We start from the raw sequence: 18,693 nt of genomic DNA, 5'->3' as shown, positions 1-18,693 counted from the left end.
GCGTGCGGCGCTGGCTTCGGCCGCAGCGTGCGGCGCTGGCTTCGGCTTAGTCAAGCGGCGGCCCGGAGGCCATCGCATTCGCGTCCGAATGCGGCGGCTCGACCGCCCGGGCGGGTCAGAATTTAGAAACACCTTTATCTCTGTTGTGTCATCGGGCATTCAGCCGCGGACTGGCAGAGGCGGCACCGATGTGCCGCCGATCGAATACTGGAGTTTCCTCCCCTTGGCCGTGACCCCGCGCGAACCCGACGAAGCTTTTCTGCGTGAAGTCGACGAAGGTGTGCGCCGCGACCAGGTCGCGTCGCTGTGGCAGCGCTTTGGCAAGGTCGGGATCGCGCTGGTCATCGTGCTGCTCGGCGCGCTGGCGTTCTACTTGTGGCGGCGCGACAACCAGGCTGCAGCCGCGGGCGTTGCCGGCGAGGATCTGAGCCAGGCGATGACCCGGCTCGAAGTCGGCGAGGGCGCCAAGGCGCGGCCGGTCATCGACCGGCTGGCGGAGGATGGCCCCGGCGGCTATCGCACCGTCGCCAGGCTGGTGCAGGCGAGCGACGCCATCGGCGGCGGCGATTCGGCCAAGGCGGTCAAGATGCTGGATGCCATCGCCGCTGACAGTAGCCAGCCGCAGCCGGTGCGCGATGCGGCGCTGCTGAAATCGGTGCGCCTGTCCTATGACGGCCTGCCGCCCGCGACGGTGATCGCGCGGCTGAAGCCGCTGGCCATTCCGGGCAATGCCTGGTTCGGCCTCGCCGGCGAGATGACCGCGCTGGCCCAGATCAAGGCCGGGCAGAATGCCGCCGCCAAGCCGCTGCTGATCGCAATCACCCGCGACGAGACGCTGCCGGCGTCGCTGCGCAGCCGCACCGCCCAGCTGGCGGTGGCCGAGGGCGTCGATCCTTCCCAGCTCCAGCCGCCGGCCGTCGTTTCCGGCGCCGCGAAGTAAAGGCGTTACCCTTGCACAAGCCTTCTATCGGACTGCTGTTGATCACCGCACTGGCGGTGTCGGGCTGCGGTGTCTTCAAGCCGTCGAAGAAGCGCGGCACGCCGACGCTGGGCGAGCGTATCCCGGTGCTGAATTTCGAGACCCGGGCGGAGGCCGAGGCCGAGCTCGCCGACCTGGCGGTGGTGCTGCCGCCGGCCGAAACCAATGCCGACTGGGCCCAGCCCGGCGGTTCGGCGGCCAAGGTCGCGGGCCAGCTGACCCTGTCGGAGACGCTGACGCCGGCGTGGACCGCCGCCATCGGCAAGGGCAGCACCGGCCAGCGCCGGTTGAACGCCGCGCCCGTCGTGATGGGCGGCAAGGTGTTCACCATGGATACCGCCGGCGACGTCAAGGCATTCGACGCGGCCAGCGGCCGGACGGCCTGGCAGGCGCACATCTCGCTGGTCGTCGGCGATGAAAAGAAGAAAAAGAAGAACGAGAACGCGGCCTTTGGCGGCGGCGTCAGCGGCGGCGACGGCCGGGTCTTTGCGACGACCGGCTATGGCATCATCGCCGCCTATGATGCCGGCACCGGCACGCAATTGTGGCAGCAGAAACTCGGCACGCCGCTGCGCGGGGCGGCGACCGTTGCCGGCAATCGCGTCTATGCGCTGACCCAGGACAACCAGCTGTATGCGCTGTCCGCCGACAAGGGCGAGACGCTGTGGACGGTGTCGGGCACCGTCGAGGTCGCCGGCCTGCTCGGCGCCGGGGCACCCGCCGTGGCGCAGGACACCGTCGTCGTCGGTTTTTCCAGCGGCGAGCTGAATGCGCTGCGGGCGGAGAACGGCCGTACCGTCTGGGCCGATGCGCTGGCGCGGACCGGCCGCTCGACCGCCATGGCGGCGCTGTCGGACATCGATGCCTCGCCGGTGATCGATCGCGGCCGGGTCTATGCCATCGGCCATGGCGGCCGCATGGCGGCGCTGGAACTGGCGACCGGGCAACGGGTGTGGGAACGCAATTTCGCCGGCACCTCGATGCCCTGGGTGGCAGGGGAATTCATCTTTCTGGTGACGCTGGAAGGCGAGGTCGTCTGCCTGAAACGGTCCGACGGCAAGGTGCGCTGGGTCTACCAGCTGCCGCATTATGGCAACGTCAAGAAGAAGACCAACCCCATCCACTGGCAGGGCCCGGTGCTGGCGTCGGAACGCCTGTATCTCACCGGTTCCAACAAGCAGATGGTGGTGATCTCCCCCTACACGGGCAAGCAGATCACCAGCTACAAGCTGCCGGCGCCGGCCTATCTGCCGCCGGTGGTGGCCGGCAACATGGCCTATGTGCTGACCGACGACGGCAAGCTGACTGCGTATCGCTGATGGCCGGGGCCGCGCGCCTCTGCTAGGAGGCGCGCATGTCAAACCATGAAAAACTGCCGCGGGTGGCCATCGTCGGCCGGCCCAACGTCGGCAAGTCGACCCTGTTCAACCGCCTTGTCGGCCGCAAGCTGGCGCTGGTCGACGATACCCCCGGCGTCACCCGCGACCGGCGGGAGGGGCTGGCGAAGCTCCACGACCTGACCTTCACCATCGTCGACACCGCGGGTTTCGAGGATGCCGATGCCGCGTCGCTGGCCGGCCGCATGCGCGAACAGACCGATGCCGCCGTCGGCGATGCCAAGGTGGCGCTGCTGGTGTTCGACGCCCGCGCCGGCATCACTCCGCTCGACAAGCATTTCGCCGGCTGGCTGAGGAAGCGCGGCACACCGCTGATCCTCGTCGCCAACAAGGCGGAAGGCCGCGCCGGCGAACTGGGTGTCGCCGAAAGCTATGCGCTGGGACTGGGCGACCCGGTGCAGATTTCCGCCGAACACGGCGAGGGCATGGCCGATTTGTTCGAAGCGCTGATGCCGTTCATCGACGCCGATGAGGCCGATGACGACGATCTCGAACTGCCCGAGGGCGAGCCCGAACCCGAAGTCGAGGCCGGGCCGCTGAAGCTCGCCATCGTCGGGCGCCCCAATGCCGGCAAGTCGACGCTGATCAACACGCTGCTCGGCGAACAGCGGCTGGTCGTCGGGCCGGAAGCCGGCATCACCCGCGATTCGATCGCCATCCCCTGGGATTATCACGGCCTGCCCGTCCGGCTGGTCGACACCGCCGGCCTCAGGAAGCGTGCCAAGGTCAGTGACAAGCTGGAGCGCATGTCGGCCGCCGATACCAAGCTGGCGGTCGATTTCGCCGAGGTGGTCGTGCTGCTGCTCGATTCGGAACTCGGCCTCGAAAGCCAGGACCTGCGCATCGCCGACATGGTGCTGTCCGAAGGTCGGGCGCTGGTCATCGCCCTCAACAAATGGGACGTGGCACGGGACCAGTCGTCGCTGTTCCAGGGCGTCCGCAAGGCGCTCGACGACGGGCTGTCGCAGATCCGCGGCGTGCCGCTGGTGGCCATCTCGGGCCAGACCGGCAAGGGCCTCGACCTGATGATGAAGGCGGTGACCGAGGCGCGGGAGAAATGGTCGCGCCGGGTGCCGACGGCAGGCCTTAACCGCTGGTTCGAGGCGGCGCTCGACCGCAATCCGCCGCCCGCCGCCGGCGGCACGCGCATCAAGCTGCGCTATGTCACCCAAGTCGCGGCGCGGCCGCCGACCTTCGTCATCTTCGGCAACCGCACCGAGGATCTGCCCGCCAGCTATGGCCGCTACCTCGTCAACAGCCTGCGCGATGATCTCGATTTCGAAGGCGTGCCGATCCGACTGAGTTTTCGCGGCGGCAAGAATCCGTTCGAAGGCGCGCCGCGGCGCGTGTCGGACCGGGCACCGCGATCCGTCCGGCGATGACCGCGGCGCGGCCGGTCCTCTATGGTTACTGGCGGTCGTCGGCCGCCTATCGCGTGCGACTGGCGCTGGCCTGCAAGGGGCTGGCGTACGACAGTCTGCCCGTCGACCTCAGGATTGGTGCACAAGGCAGTGACGACTATCGGGCGCGCAACCCGCAGGGGCTGGTGCCGGCGCTCGCCATCGATGGCGACGTGCTGGGGCAGAGCCTGGCCATCATCGAATATCTGGAGGAAACGGCGGGCGGCCCGGCGCTGCTGCCGACGGAACCGCTGGCCCGGGCGCATGTGCGGGCGGCGGCGCAGATCATCGCCTGCGACATCCATCCGATCAACAACCTGCGCGTGCTGCGCTACCTCAAGCAACCGCTCGGTCACGACCAGGCGACGATCGATGCCTGGGCGCGCCACTGGATCACCAGCGGCCTGACGGCGCTCGAGACGATCGCGGCGCGCCATGGCGGGCTGTGCCTGTTCGGCGACACGGTGACCATCGCCGACCTTTGCCTGGTGCCGCAGCTTTACAATGCGCGGCGAATCGTCACCGATCTGGCGGCGTTTCCGCGTCTGACGGCGATCGACGCCCGGCTGGCAACCGCCGAATTCGTTATGGCGGCGCACCCCGACGCGCAGGTCGACAGCGTCGCCGGCTGATCGGATTTCGACGCATTTGCCACACAGCTTGGCTTGCATTTCCCAGCAATCAGAGTAACAACGACGGTGCGTTAACTGGGCTTAAACGCATAATTGTTGGGGGCTATATGTTCTTTGGTACTACGCGTCGTCGCTCTTTGATGGCGACCAGCGCTCTCGTTCGCGCTGCGCGAATCACTGTCTCGGCAACCGGGCTGGCCGTTGTCGGATTGTCCCCGGCAGCTGCCCAGACACTGGATCTCGCCGGCGCGAATCAGACCATTAATTCGTTCGCCCCCTACAACGATATCTTCAATTCGACCGGGTCGGCGACACTGACGGCGCAGCTGCTGTCGGCGCAAACCTATGCTGGCGTGTTGCGCGACAACGGTGGCGTGCTCGGCCTGACGAAAACCGGTGCGGGTGCCCTGACCCTGACCGGCGCCAACACCTATTCCGGCGTGACGACGATCGGCGCCTCGAGCCGCATCATTGCCGGGGCCGCCAACACCCTGTCCGCCGCGTCGCTGCTCAACACGACCAGCACCGGCGTGCTCGACATGGCCGGCTTCGGCCAGACGATCAACGGCCTCGTCGGCACTGGCGCCAATGGCGGCGTGCGCAACACGGGCGCGTTGGCGACGTTGACGATTTCGAGTGCGACGGACCATAGTTTCGCCGGCAACATCGGCGGCAATTCGGGTGCCGGCGATGCGATTCGCGTCATCAAGACGGGTGCCGGGCTGCAGCGCTTCTCCCGCGCGAGCAATTACACCGGCGGCACCCAGCTGGCGGCCGGCACGCTCGGCTTCGGCTCGGGCGGCGCGTTCGGCACGGGCGCCATCGACGTTACCGGCAACGCGCGGATGACCAGCTTCGGGTCCGCGCTGACGGTCGCGAACGACATCAATCTCGGCGCCAGGCTGTCGCTCGGCGGGCTGCCCTTCACCCTCAGCGGCGTGATCTCGGGTGCGGGTTCGCTCGACCTCACCGGCGGCGGCGCGGCGCTGACCGGCCTCAACACCTTCGGCGGCGGCATCATTCTCAACGGCAGCGGCCTGATCGTCGGCAGTTCCTCCTCGACCGGCGCCGGCGCCATCTTGGCTTCGGACAACACATCGTCGTTCACGGTTTCGGCGGCGGCCTTTGCGTCGGTGACCAACGTCACCCTCAGCAACGACATCGTCCTCAGCTTCGCATCGCCCGACCGCGGCATCAACTTTCGCGCGCCGGTGGCCGGTCAGTCGCTGACGCTCGACGGCACGATCAGCGGCAACGGCCGGTTGTTCTTCAGCGGCGGCGACGGCACGGTCATCTTCAACCGCGCGAACAGCTTTGTCGGCAGCGTCAACGTCAGCCAGGGCGTGCTCGGCGTCGCCGTCGACAACGCGCTTGGCGGTCCCGGCAACCAGATCAACATGTCGGGTCCCTCGGGCATCACGGCCTTTGGCAACGTCCTCGTCATCGCCAACGAACTGCGTGCCGCAAGCGTCGTGACATTCGACACCAACGGCAATGATCTGACCTACAGCGGTGTCATCCGCAACCTGAATGCCGGCGCCGGGTCGGTGGTCAAGGCCGGCGCCGGGACTCTGATTCTGGAAGGTGCAAAGACCTACATTGGTACGACGACCGTGAATTCGGGTACGCTGCAGCTCGACGGTTCGCTGACCAGCGATGTCACGGTCAACGCCGGCGCAACGCTCAGCGGCAACGGCTCGGTTGCGGCGGCACGGACGGTGACGATCGCCGATGGCGGCATCATCGCGCCGGGCACCAGCCCGGGCACGCTGACGGTCGGCAATCTGGTTCTCAACGCAGGCTCGGTGCTGAACTTCGAACTCGCCGCGCCGAATGCTCCGCTCGGCGGCGCCGGCAGCGACCTGATCGTCGTTACCAACAACCTGACGCTCGACGGTACCATCAACACCACCGCGCTGCTGGGCTTCGATGCCGGCACCTATCGCGTCATCAACTACGGCAACCTGCTTGCCAACAACGTCCTGCTCGCCGGCAGCGGCCCGGCAGGCTTCACCTATTCGATCGTGACGACCACCGGGATTGGTGGCGGTGCCGGTGGAGTCAATCTGCTCGTCGCCTTTGACGGGCCGCGCTATTGGGACGGCACCGGACCGTTCGGCAATAACGTCGTCAACGGCGGCGACGGCATCTGGACGGCCGGCGCGACCAACTGGACCGATGCCACCGGCGCCGGGGCCCTGTCCTGGGCCAATACCGAAGGCGTGTTCGCCGGCAGTGCCGGTACCGTCTCTGTGGTCGGTCCGCAGACCTTCACAAGCTTGACGTTCACCACAGGCGGCTATGTGCTGACCGATGGCGGCAGCGGTTCGCTGGTCACCAATGGTGCCAGCGTTGTCGATACCGCTACCGCCGCCGCGGATGTGACGGTGTTCGATCTCGTGGTTTCCGGCGCGGGCTCGATCGTCAAGCAGGGTGTGGGCTATCTCGATCTGACGCGCGCCAACAGCTATGCGGGCGGGACGGACATTCAGGGCGGCACCGTGCGTGCCTATGTCTCGGGCGCGGTTGGCGGCGGCGATGTCACCATGGCCGGCGGCACTGCGTTCGATCTGGTGACGGGTGGCATCACCCTGGCCAACAATTTCGTACTGAATGGCGTCGACACCTTCCGCGTCTACAATGGCCTGTCGGCAATCGATGGCGTGATTTCAGGCAGCGGCAGCCTGTTCTATGACGAGGCAGGAACGCTCGCACTTAATGCGGCCAACACCTACAGCGGCGGAACCACGATCAATTTCGGCGCGGTCCAGGTCGGCAACGATGCCGCGCTCGGCGCCGGCGGCGTGACGATCGCCGACAACACGACGTTGATCGCTGGCGTAAGCGGCCTCGCCTTGGCCAACGCCGTTGCCACGCTTGGCAGTGGCAAGGTCGATTCGGGTCCTGGCGTGTTCACGCTCAATGGCGCCATCAGCGGCGCCGGCTCGATCTCGCAGGTCGGCACCGGCAACCTGGTGCTGAACGGCAACAACAGCTTCACCGACCTCGGCATCAATCAGGGCACGGTGACTGTCGGCACCAACACGGCCGCCGGCATCGGCAGCATCAACATCAACGACAATGCCACGCTGGCGGCGGGCGCCGATGGTCTTGCGTTGGCCAACGCCATCACGACGACGGCGAACGGCATCGTCAACGCCGGACCGGGCGTCTTCACGCTCAATGGCAACATCGGTGGCGCCGGCTCGATCTCGCAGGTCGGCACCGGCACCCTGGTGCTTAACGGCGACAACAGCTTCACCGACCTCGGCATCAACCAGGGCACGGTCGTTGTCGGCACCAACACGGCTGCGGGCATTGGCAGCATCAACATCAACGACAACGCCACGCTGGCGGCGGGCGCCGATGGGCTCGCGCTGGTGAATGGCGTCACGACGACCGGCAATGGCATCGTCAATGCCGGCCCGGGCGTGTTCACGCTCAACGGCAACATCGGGGGCGCCGGCTCGATTTCGCAGGTCGGCACCGGCACCCTGGTGCTTAACGGCGACAACAGCTTCGCCGACCTCGGCATCAACCAGGGCACGGTCGTTGTCGGCTCCAACACGGCAGCCGGCATCGGCAGCATCAACATCAACAACAACGCAACGCTGGCGGCCGGGATGTCGGGCCTCGTTCTTGCCAATGCGGTGACGACGACCGGCGCTGGCACGATCGACACCGGCCCGGGCGTGCTGACGATGACCGGCGCCATCGGCGGCGACGGCGGCATTGCCAAGACCGGCAGCGGCACGCTGACCCTGACGGGGACCAGCACCTACACCGGCGCGACGAGCGTCGATGCGGGTAACCTCAACGTCAACGGCGCGCTCGGCAATACCGCGGTTACCGTGCTGTCGGGTGCCACCCTGTCCGGCACCGGCACCATCGCCGGAGATGTGACCATCGAAGACGGTGGTACCCTCAGCCCAGGCAACTCGCCCGGCACGCTGACCGTCGGCGCGCTCAACCTCAATGGCGGCTCGATCCTCAATTGGGAACTGGGCGCGGCCAACACGATCGGCGGCCCGCTTAACGATCTCGTCATCGTCAACGGCGACCTGGTCCTCGATGGCCAGTTGAACGTCGTGCAGAGCGCCGGCGGCCTGTTCACGCCTGGAATCTACAACCTCATCACCTACACCGGCGCCCTGACCGACAATATCCTGTCGATCAATTCGCTCGACAACGGTGCCAGCGGCGTCGTGCAGACGCTGGTCAACGGGCAGGTCAACCTGGTCGTGCTCAGCTCCCCGACGGTCGTGCTGTACTGGGACGGCGCCGATGGCGTCGGCAACGGCGTCATCAGCGGCGGCTCGGGCACCTGGAACCTCAGCAACACGAACTGGACCGGTGGCCCGCCGAGCGCGCTCAATTCCAGCTGGCAGCAGGATGCACTCGGTGTGTTCACAGCGCCGGGCGGCACTGTCGACATCACCGACAGCATCCAGTTCCAGGGCCTGCAGTTCACCGGTGACGGCTATGTGCTGACCGCCAGCGGTGCCGGCGAACTGACGACGGCGACGTCGAGCTTCGTATTTACCGACGCCGGCGTGACGACAACGATCACCGCGCCGATCACCGGCGTCGGCGAGATCGTCAAGCAGGGTGCGGGCACGCTCGCGCTCGGCGGCAACAGCAGCTATGCGGGCGGCACGCAGCTTACCAATGGCCAGATCACCGTGCTGACCAACGGCGCGCTCGGCACCGGTACGCTGACGATGGCGAGCGACACGACGCTGGCCGCCGGCGTCTCGGGCCTCGTGCTCGCCAACGCGGTCACGACGACCGGCAACGGCCTCGTCGACTCGGGCGCCGGCGTGTTCACGCTGAATGGCGACATCGGCGGCGCGGGCTCGATCTCGCAGGTCGGCACCGGCAACCTGGTGCTCAACGGCAATAACAGCTTCACCGACCTCGGTATCAACCAGGGCACCGTGACTGTCGGCACCAACACGGCGGCCGGCATCGGTTCGATCAACATCAACGACAACGCCACCCTCGCGGCGGGCGTGTCGGGCCTGGTGCTGGCCAACGCCATCACGACGACGGCCAACGGCATCGTCGACTCGGGTGCCGGCGTGTTCACGCTGAACGGCAATATCGGCGGCGCCGGCTCGATCTCGCAGATCGGCACCGGCAATCTGGTGCTCAACGGCAACAACAGCTTCACCGACCTCGGCATCAACCAGGGCACGGTCACGCTCGGCACCAGCACCGCTGCGGGTGCGGGCAGCATCAACATCAACGACAACGCCACTCTCGCAGCCGGTGTGTCGGGCCTGGTGCTGGCCAACGCCATCACGACGACGGCGAACGGCATCGTCGACTCGGGTGCCGGCGTGTTCACGCTGAACGGCAATATCGGCGGCGCCGGCTCGATCTCGCAGGTCGGCACCGGCAATCTGGTGCTCAACGGCAACAACAGCTTCACCGATCTCGGCATCAACCAGGGCACGGTGACGGTGGGTTCGGATACCGCTGCCGGCGTCGGCTCGATCAACCTCAACAACAATGCGACGCTGGCCAACAACAAGGACGTGACGCTGGCCAACGCCATGACGACGACGGGCAATGGCCTTGTCGACGTGCAGGCCGGCACGACGCTGACGCTCAATGGCAACATCGGCGGTGGTACGGGCGCGGGCCTGGGCGGCAACCTGCTGACCAACGGCAGCTTCGAAGCTGGCAACATTTCCGGTTGGACCACGACGGGCCAGAGCTTTGCCTGGAGCGCAACGACAGGTGGCCTCAATGCCGTCGACGGCAGTTTCTATGCCGGCACCGGCTGCGTTTCGACCGCCTGCCCGCTCAGCCAGACGGTCGCGACGACCGCCGGCCAGAGCTATGTTCTCAGCTATGCCTTCAATCCCGGCCAAGGTGGCCCGTCGATTGCCTCGGCGGCATGGAACGGCACCGATGTGCTGCAGATGCCGCAGGGCCCGGCGGTCTGGACCAACTACAGCACGACCGTTGTCGCCACGGGCGCTTCGTCGCTGCTGCAGTTCTTCGGTCGCCAGGATCCCGCCTTCAACGGGCTCGATGCCGTCCTGCTTCAGCAGGCCGGTGGCGCTTTCGGGTCGCTCAGCCAGATCGGTCTCGGCACGCTGGTGCTCAACGGTGACAACAGCTTTGTGAACCTGGGAATCAACCAAGGGACCGTGCAGGTCGGCAGCAACACGGCGGCCGGGATCGGTGGCATCTCGATCAACGACAACGCCACCCTGCAGTCGGGCGGCGCGGCGATCACGCTGGCCAACGGCGTCGCAACCACGGCCAATGGCCTTATCAATGTCCGCGCCGGTGAAGTACTGACCCTCAACGGCAATGTCGTCGGCGCGGGCTCGATCTCGCAGATCGGCAGCGGCACCCTGGTGCTGAACGGCGACAACAGCTTCACCGACCTCGGCATCAACCAGGGCACGGTCACTGTCGGCACCAACACGGCGGCCGGCATCGGTTCGATCAACATCAACAATGACGCCACGCTGAAGGCCGGCGCGGACGGCCTCGTCCTCGCCAATGCGATCACCACGACGGCGAACGGCCTCGTCGACAACAGCGGCTTTACCTTCACACTCGATGGCACCATCGGTGGCGCCGGTTCGATCAGCTCGATCGGCCTCGGCAATCTGGTGCTCAACGGCGCCAACAGCTTCACCGACCTCGGCATCAACCAGGGTACGGTGACCATCGGTACCAACACGGCGGCCGGCATCGGCAGCATCAACATCAACGATAACGCCACCCTTGCGGCGGGCGTGTCGGGCCTGGTGCTGGTCAATGCGATCACCACGACCGCCAACGGCCTCGTCGACTCGGGCGGCGGCGTGTTCACGCTGAACGGCAACATCGGTGGCGCCGGCTCGATCTCGCAGATCGGCACCGGCAACCTGGTGCTGAACGGCGACAACAGCTTCGTGAACCTCGGCATCAACCAGGGCACGGTCACTGTCGGCACCAACACGGCCGCCGGCAGCGGCAGCATCAACGTCAACGATAACGCCACTCTCGCGGCCGGTGTGTCGGGCCTGGTGCTGGCCAACGCCATCACGACGACGGCGAACGGCATCGTCGACTCGGGTGCCGGCGTGTTCACGCTGAACGGCAATATCGGCGGCGCCGGCTCGATCTCGCAGGTCGGCACCGGCAATCTGGTGCTCAACGGCAACAACAGCTTCACCGACCTCGGCATCAACCAGGGCACGGTCACTGTCGGCACCAGCACCGCCGCGGGTGCGGGCAGCATCAACATCAACGACAACGCCACGCTTGCTGCGGGGGCGGATGGCCTGGTGCTCGCCAATGACGTGACGACGACCGCCAATGGCATCGTTGACAACAACGGCTTCGTGTTCACGCTGAATGGCAACATCGGTGGCGCAGGCTCGATCAGCTCGATCGACACCGGCACGCTGGTGCTGAACGGCGCCAACAGCTTCACCAACCTTGGCATCAACCAGGGAACGGTGCAGGTCGGCAGCAACACGGCGGCGGGCATCGGCGCCATCGCGATCAACGACAATACCACCCTGCAGTCGGGCGGTGCGGCGATCACGCTGGCCAACGCGGTCGAGACGACGGCTAACGGCCTTGTCAACGCGCGTGCCGGTGAAGTGCTGACGCTCAACGGCAATGTCATCGGGGCTGGCTCGATCTCGCAGATCGGTACCGGCACGCTGGTGCTGAACGGTGACAACAGCTTCACCAACCTCGGCATCAACCAGGGAACGGTGCAGGTCGGCAGCAACACGGCGGCGGGCATCGGCAGCATCGCGATCAACAACAACGCCACCCTCCAGTCGGGCGGTGCGGCGGTCACGCTCGCGAACGCTGTCGAGACGACGGCCAATGGCCTCGTCAACGTCCGCGCCGGCGAAGTGCTGACGCTGAGCGGCAATGTCATCGGGGCCGGCTCGATCTCGCAGATCGGCAGCGGCAATCTGGTGCTGAACGGCAACAACAGCTTCACCAACCTGGGCATCAATCAGGGCACCGTGACTGTCGGTACCAATACTGCCGCCGGCATCGGCGCCATCGCGATCAACAACAACGCGACGCTGGCAGCCGGCGTCTCCGGGCTGGTGCTGGCCAATGCCATCACCACCACGGCGAACGGCATCGTCAACTCGGGCCCCGGCGTGTTCACGCTCAACGGCAACATCGATGGCGCGGGCTCGATCAGCCAAGTCGGCATCGGCAATCTGGTGCTCAACGGCAACAACAGCTTCACCAACCTCGGTATCAACCAGGGCACGGTGACAGTCGGTACCAACACGGCGGCGGGCATCGGTGGCATCGCCATCAACAACAATGCGACGCTGGCGGCGGGCGTCTCCGGGCTGGTGCTGGCCAATGCCATCACCACCACGGCGAACGGCATCGTCAACTCCGGCCCTGGCGTGTTCACGCTCAATGGCAACATCAACGGCGCGGGCTCGATCAGCCAGGTCAGCACCGGCAACCTGGTGCTCAACGGCGCCAACAGCTTCCGCAACCTTGGCATCAACCAGGGCACGGTGACTGTCGGTACCAGCACGGCGGCGGGCATCGGCGGTATCGCCATCAACAACAATGCGACGCTGGCGGCGGGTGTCTCCGGCCTGGTGCTGGCCAACGCCATCACCACGACCGCCAACGGCATCGTCAACTCCGGCCCTGGCGTGTTCACGCTCAACGGCAACATCAACGGCGCCGGCTCGATCAGCCAGGTCGGCACCGGCAACCTCGTGCTCAACGGCGCCAACAGCTTCACCAACCTCGGCATCAACCAGGGCAAGGTGACGCTCGGCACCAACACCGCCGGCGGCATCGGCGCCATTGCGATCAACAACAATGCGACGCTGGTCGCCGGCGCCAACATCACGCTTGCCAACCAGATCGTGTCGACCGCCAATGGCTTCATCGACACGGGTGCCAACACCGCGACGCTCAACGGCGTCATCAGCGGCGTCGGCAGCCTGACGAAGCAGGGTAGCGGTGGCCTGATCATCAACGCCATCAACACGATCACCGGCCCGACCACGGTCGCCGCCGGTCGCCTGTCGGTGAACGGCTCGCTGGCCAGCTCGGCAACCACGGTGCAGTCGGGCGCCACGCTCGCCGGCACCGGCACGGTCGGCGCGCTGACCGTTCAGTCGGGCGGCACCGTGGCACCGGGTAACAGCGGCGCTGGCACGCTCAGCGTCAACGGCTCGGTCACCCTCGCTGCCGGTTCGACCTATCAGGCCGAACTCAACGGCCTGGTCGCTGACCGGATCACCGCCAGCGGTGCGGCAAGCATTGCCGGCGGTATCGTGGTGACCAACATCTCGGCACCGGGCGCCGCGTTCAACACCAGCTACACCCTGCTGTCGTCGAGCGCGCGGACCGGCAATTTCGCCACCACCTCGTTCGCCAACTTCGGCGTCGCGTTCTTGCCGACGCTGGAATACACAGCGACCTCGGTGATCCTGCGCCTGACGCCGAACTCGCTGGTCAACATTGGCGGCGGCACCCTCACCGGCAATCCGCTGGCGGTGGCAACGGCGTTCGATGCCGCGGTCAAGGCCGGCTACAACCCGCAGCCGTTCTTCCCGCTGTTCACCCAGGGCGCCAATTTCTCGAACGCCCTCAGCCAGCTTTCGGGCGAACTGCACAGCGCCGAGCGCCGGGTCCTGCTGGAAGATACCCGCGTCGTCCGCGAAGCCGCCTTCGACCGCCTGAACGCCGGCCTGTCGGCGATCAGCGGCGCCAGTTCGGTGACGACGACCGATGGCGACAAGGCAACGACCTTCTGGCTGCGTGCCGCCGGGTCGTGGGGTAAGGCCAGTGCCGATGGCATCGGCAGCCGTTTCGAAACCGAACAGCGCGGTGTGCTGACCGGTATCGATTTCGCCAACGACGGCTTCAAGGCCGGTGCGATGTTCCATTACACCAGCACCGACCTGACGTTCGACGTCCTCGGCAAATCCAAGCTGGAATCGACCGGTGGCGCGATCTACGCGGGCTATCGTCAGCCTGGCGAGGGCTTTGCCGTCGGTCTCGGCGGCTCGATCGCCGGCAACAAGGCGAAGGGCGCTCGCGCCATCACCGCGCCCGGCCTGCAGCAATCGCTGACCAGCAGCATCTCGGGCACGACCTACCAGATCTTCGGCGAAGTCGCTTATGACCTGGTCGGTGGCGATATCCGGTTCGAACCGTTCGGTCGGGTTGCCCACGCCCAGGTGCGCTCCGACGCCTTCGCCGAGGCTGGCGGCATTGCGGCGCTGGTCGGCAAGGGCCAGCGCAACAACCTGACGGTGGTCGACGCGGGTCTGCGCGGCGGCATCCAGAACGGCATCGTCGAGCTGAGCGGTTCGGCCGCCTGGCATCGCACGAGCGGCGACCTGAACGGGCTGACCTACAGCTCGATCACCGGCCTCAACAGCGATGCCGGCATCCGCGCCGTGGCCCTCGATCGCGACGCCGTGGCGCTCGAAGCCAAGGCCGACTTCAGCATCACCCCGACGATCAAGCTCGGCGCCGGCTACAGCGGCATCATCGGTTCCAAGAACAAGGACCATGGTGCCCGCGCAACCCTCACCATCGGGTTCTGATCGTCCCTCCATCGTCGCTGATTGCGGCAGCATTCCCCCGGGAATGCTGCCGTTTTCATGTGCGGCGATCGCCACCGGCGGCGAAACATTGACGCTGGCGGCCGGCCGCCCTAGCCGCTGTGCCATGACCTTCTATTCCGACAACGCCGCTGCCCCCTGTCCCGAAGTACTCGCCGCCATTGCCGCGGCGGCGCCGGCGACGGTGTCGGGTTACGACGGCGACCCGATTTCGGCGCGGCTCGATGCGGCATTCGCGGAGGTCTTCGGGCAAGCCTGCACGGTGCTGCCGGTCGGTACCGGCACCGCCGCCAATGCGCTGGCGCTGGCGACGATGGTGCCGCCCTATGGCGCCATCGTCTGCCACCAGGATGCCCATATCCAGGTCGATGAATGCGGCGCGCCCGGCTTTTTCACCGGTGGCGCCGCGCTGATGCTGGTGCCCGGCGCCGCCGGCAAGCTGACTCCTGAAGGCATCGCGACGGCATTGCTGCCGCACCGCGGCGATGTCCACCAGGTCCAGGTGCGGGCGCTGTCGCTGACCCAGGCGACCGAGGCCGGCACCGTCTACACGCCGGCGGAGCTGGCGGCGCTCGGCGATCACGCCCGGGCGCAAGGCTGGCGTGTCCATCTCGACGGTGCCCGCTTTGCCAATGCCGTCGCGCATCTCGGCTGCCATCCCGGCGACATCAGCTGCCGGGCCGGGGTCGACATCCTCAGTTTTGGCACCATCAAGAACGGCGGGCTGTCGGCCGAAGCCATCGTGGTGTTCGGGCCCGACCTCGTCGCCGACCTCAAGTTCCGCCGCAAGCGCGCCGGGCAGATGCCGAGCAAGGGCCGGTTCCAGGCGGCGCAGCTGCTGGCGATGATCGAAGGCGGCACCTGGCTGCGCAATGCCGCCCGCGCCAATGCCGGGGCACAGGCCATCGCCGCCGCCGCCGGCGACAGGGTCATGCATCCCGTCGAGGCCAATGAGGTGTTCGTGCAACTGCGCCCCGGCGAACCCGAACGGCTGCGCGCCGCGGGGCTGGGCTTTTACGACTGGGGCGCCGCCGGGTCGGGCGAGGCACGCTTTGTCGTCGCCTGGGACACGCCCGACGCCGACATCGCGGCGCTCGCCGCGCTGCTGGCGGGGTGACGGCGGCAGCGCAGATCCGGCCGGCCGGCGTCTTCACGCCGCGGCTGCTCGTCTATTTCGCCATCATCACCTTCATCTGGGGGTCGACCTGGCTGGTCATCAAGACGCAGCTCGGCGTGGTGCCGGCGAGCTGGGCGGTGGCCTATCGTTTCCTGCTCGGCGGCAGCGCGATGATGCTGATGGTGCTGGTCCGCGGCAAGTCGCTGCGCATCGGCGGCGCCGGTCATCGGTTCGCGCTGGTCAACGCCGTCATGCAGTTCGTGCTCAATTTCAACCTCGTCTACCGCGCCGAGGAACATGTCACCTCGGGCCTGGTGGCGCTCAGCTTTGCGCTGTTGATCGTGCCGAATGCGCTGTTGTCGGCAGCGTTCCTCGGCCAGCGCATCACGCCGCGGTTTGCGCTGGGCAGCATCATGGGCATCGGCGGGGTGGCGCTGATCTTTGCCCGTGACCTGATGGCACCTGGCCTCGACACCCGCGCCGTGGCGCTCGGGCTGGCGCTGGCCATCGGCGGCGTGCTGTCGGCGAGCGTCGCCAATGTCATGCAGGCGACCAGCACCGGCCGCTCTCTGCCGGCGGAAGGCGGGCTGGCCTGGTCGATGGCCTATGGCGGCCTGCTGAATGCCGGGCTCGCCTGGGCGCTGGCCGGGCCGCCGGTCATCGACACATCGCCGGCTTTCCTGCTCGGCCTGGCCTATCTCGGGCTGGTCGCCTCGGCGGTGGCCTTCAGCCTCTATTACGCAATCATACGGGCGGTCGGGCCGGGCAAGGCCGCGTACAATGGCGTTGTGGTGCCGCTGGTGGCGATGGCGCTGTCGACGGTGTTCGAGGGCTATCGCTGGACGCCGCTGGCGGTCGCCGGCGGAGCGCTCGCGATGGTCGGGCTGGTGGTGGCGCTGCGCAGCCGCTCCTAGCGTCCGTCTCGCGCCAGGGGAGAGCCAGTATGGCACGCAGTTGCAGCGAATGCGGAGTGCGCGATCGGACGCTGTGCGCCAGCCTGGACGATGACGCGCTGGGGGCGTTGGGCAAGCTGGGCAGCCAGCGGCGGCTTGCGCGGGGCGACACGCTGATCCGCGCCGGCGATCCGCCGCTGGTCTGCGCCAACCTGCAATCCGGCGTCATGAAGATCGCGACGCTGACGCCGGCAGGTACCGAATCGATCGTGGGGCTGTTGTACCCGGGCGATTTCATCGGGCGGCCGTTTGCCGGCGCCAGCGACCATGACATCGTCGCGTTGACCGATGTCGAGCTTTGCGTGTTCCCGCGCGCGATCTTCGAACGCGTGCTCGCCGAGCACCAGCGCATGGAGCATCTGCTGCTGCAACGGACGCTCGCCGAGCTCGACCGGGCGCGGCGCTGGCTGACCCGGATGGGTCGCGCCACAGCAGGGGCGCGGGTGGCAGGATTCCTTGATGACATGGGGCGGCGGCTGGCGACATCCGACTGCCGGCGCAGTGCGGGCGTGGCGCCGGGCACCGCCTATGACCTGCCGCTCAGCCGCGGCGAGATTGCCGATCTCCTCGGCCTCACCATCGAAACCGTCAGCCGCCAGATGACGCGGCTGCGCGCCGCCGGGATCATCGGCCTGCCGGGCGGGCGCGGCATCGTCGTTACCGATCCGGCGGCGCTGGCGGCGGCGGCCGAGGAGTTCGTCTGATCGCCAGCGCTTGATCGGGATCAATGCGCGGCGCCGCTGATGGCGCGACAATCGCCGTCATCGATGGGAGAATGGCGATGAAGACGATCCTGGTACATGTCGACGCGGACGACGGTCAGCCGGCGCGGCTGCAGGCGGCGTTCGACCTGGCGCGGGCCTTTGGCGGGCACCTGACCTGCCTGCAGGTTACGCCCTATGCGGCCTATGCGCTGGGTGAACCGGCAATGGGCGCGTTTCCGGTTACGGCGCTGATCGAGGCCATCGAGAAGGAACGGCGCGCCGAGCGGCAGGCGGTCGAGACGCGGCTGCGGCACGAAGGCGTCAGCTGGGACTGGGTGACGCGCGAGGGCGACACGGCCGACTGGCTGGTAGAGACGGCGCGGCTCGCCGATGTGGTGGTGATGAGCAGCGGGCCGTACAGCGGCAATGCGACGGCGCGGTTGGCCCTTGCCGGCGATGTCGCGGTGCGGGCGCCGGCACCGGTGATTGCCGTGCCGCCGACGAGCCGCGGCATCGCCGTCACCGGGGCGGCGCTGATCGCCTGGGACGGCTCGCAGGAGGCGGCATTGGCGCTGCGTGCGGCGCTGCCGATGCTGCGGCTGGCCGAATCGGTCGATATTCTCGCGGTGGCCGAAAGGCCGACCGCGTTCACCGCCCGCGCCGCCGCTGCCTATCTGTCGCGGCAGGGCGTCGCGGCGGAAGTCATCGAGCGAACCTGCGACGGCGACACGATCGAGGCGGTGATCCGCGGCGTCGTTACCGAGCGGCGCTCGGCCTGGCTGGTGCAGGGCGCCTATGGCCATTCGCGGCTGCGCGAGACGGTGTTCGGCGGGGTGACGCGCGGGCTGCTCGCCGATGCCCCGGTGCCGCTGCTGCTGGCGCATTGAGCAGGCCGATCGCGCGATTGATCCAGATC

9 protein-coding genes are annotated in these 18,693 nt (G+C 67.4%); all 9 read left to right on the top strand.

Annotation, left to right across the window (positions count from 1 at the left end; all coding sequences use genetic code 11):
• The first annotated feature begins 190 nt into the window (after positions 1-190).
• The 9 genes from ACP7AI_RS08890 (at position 191) to ACP7AI_RS08850 (ending at position 18,664) form a co-directional block, all read left to right on the top strand.
• A complete protein-coding gene (locus ACP7AI_RS08890) occupies positions 191-940 on the top strand; it encodes a tetratricopeptide repeat protein (RefSeq protein WP_426166342.1) in 750 nt (249 codons plus the stop codon).
• An 11-nt stretch (positions 941-951) separates the two neighbouring features.
• A complete protein-coding gene (locus ACP7AI_RS08885) occupies positions 952-2,298 on the top strand; it encodes a PQQ-binding-like beta-propeller repeat protein (protein WP_426166339.1) in 1,347 nt (448 codons plus the stop codon).
• Positions 2,299-2,333: 35 nt separating this feature from the next.
• Positions 2,334-3,758 (top strand): ribosome biogenesis GTPase Der, encoded by a 1,425-nt coding sequence (gene der / locus ACP7AI_RS08880; RefSeq protein WP_426166336.1) that lies wholly within the window; start codon positions 2,334-2,336, stop codon positions 3,756-3,758.
• The gene (gene maiA / locus ACP7AI_RS08875; protein WP_426166333.1) at positions 3,755-4,408 is read left to right on the top strand and encodes a maleylacetoacetate isomerase; all 654 of its coding nucleotides are present in this window, start codon (positions 3,755-3,757) and stop codon (positions 4,406-4,408) included. Before der ends, maiA begins: the two co-directional genes overlap by 4 nt.
• A 140-nt stretch (positions 4,409-4,548) precedes the next feature.
• Positions 4,549-14,985 (top strand): autotransporter-associated beta strand repeat-containing protein, encoded by a 10,437-nt coding sequence (locus ACP7AI_RS08870; RefSeq protein ID WP_426166330.1) that lies wholly within the window; start codon positions 4,549-4,551, stop codon positions 14,983-14,985.
• A 124-nt stretch (positions 14,986-15,109) separates the two neighbouring features.
• The gene (locus ACP7AI_RS08865; RefSeq protein ID WP_426166600.1) at positions 15,110-16,120 is read left to right on the top strand and encodes a threonine aldolase family protein; all 1,011 of its coding nucleotides are present in this window, start codon (positions 15,110-15,112) and stop codon (positions 16,118-16,120) included.
• Complete coding sequence (locus ACP7AI_RS08860) at positions 16,117-17,034, top strand: DMT family transporter (RefSeq protein WP_426166327.1); 918 nt, start codon at positions 16,117-16,119, stop codon at positions 17,032-17,034. Before ACP7AI_RS08865 ends, ACP7AI_RS08860 begins: the two co-directional genes overlap by 4 nt.
• A gap of 29 nt (positions 17,035-17,063) precedes the next feature.
• A complete protein-coding gene (locus ACP7AI_RS08855) occupies positions 17,064-17,777 on the top strand; it encodes a Crp/Fnr family transcriptional regulator (RefSeq protein WP_426166324.1) in 714 nt (237 codons plus the stop codon).
• A gap of 23 nt (positions 17,778-17,800) precedes the next feature.
• A complete protein-coding gene (locus tag ACP7AI_RS08850; RefSeq protein ID WP_426166321.1) occupies positions 17,801-18,664 on the top strand; it encodes a universal stress protein in 864 nt (287 codons plus the stop codon).
• Positions 18,665-18,693: the final 29 nt, after the last annotated feature.

The sequence above is a fragment of the Sandarakinorhabdus sp. DWP1-3-1 genome, assembly GCF_049896705.1.
Taxonomy (GTDB): domain Bacteria; phylum Pseudomonadota; class Alphaproteobacteria; order Sphingomonadales; family Sphingomonadaceae; genus Sandarakinorhabdus.
This window is presented reverse-complemented; position numbering and strand designations above follow the sequence as displayed.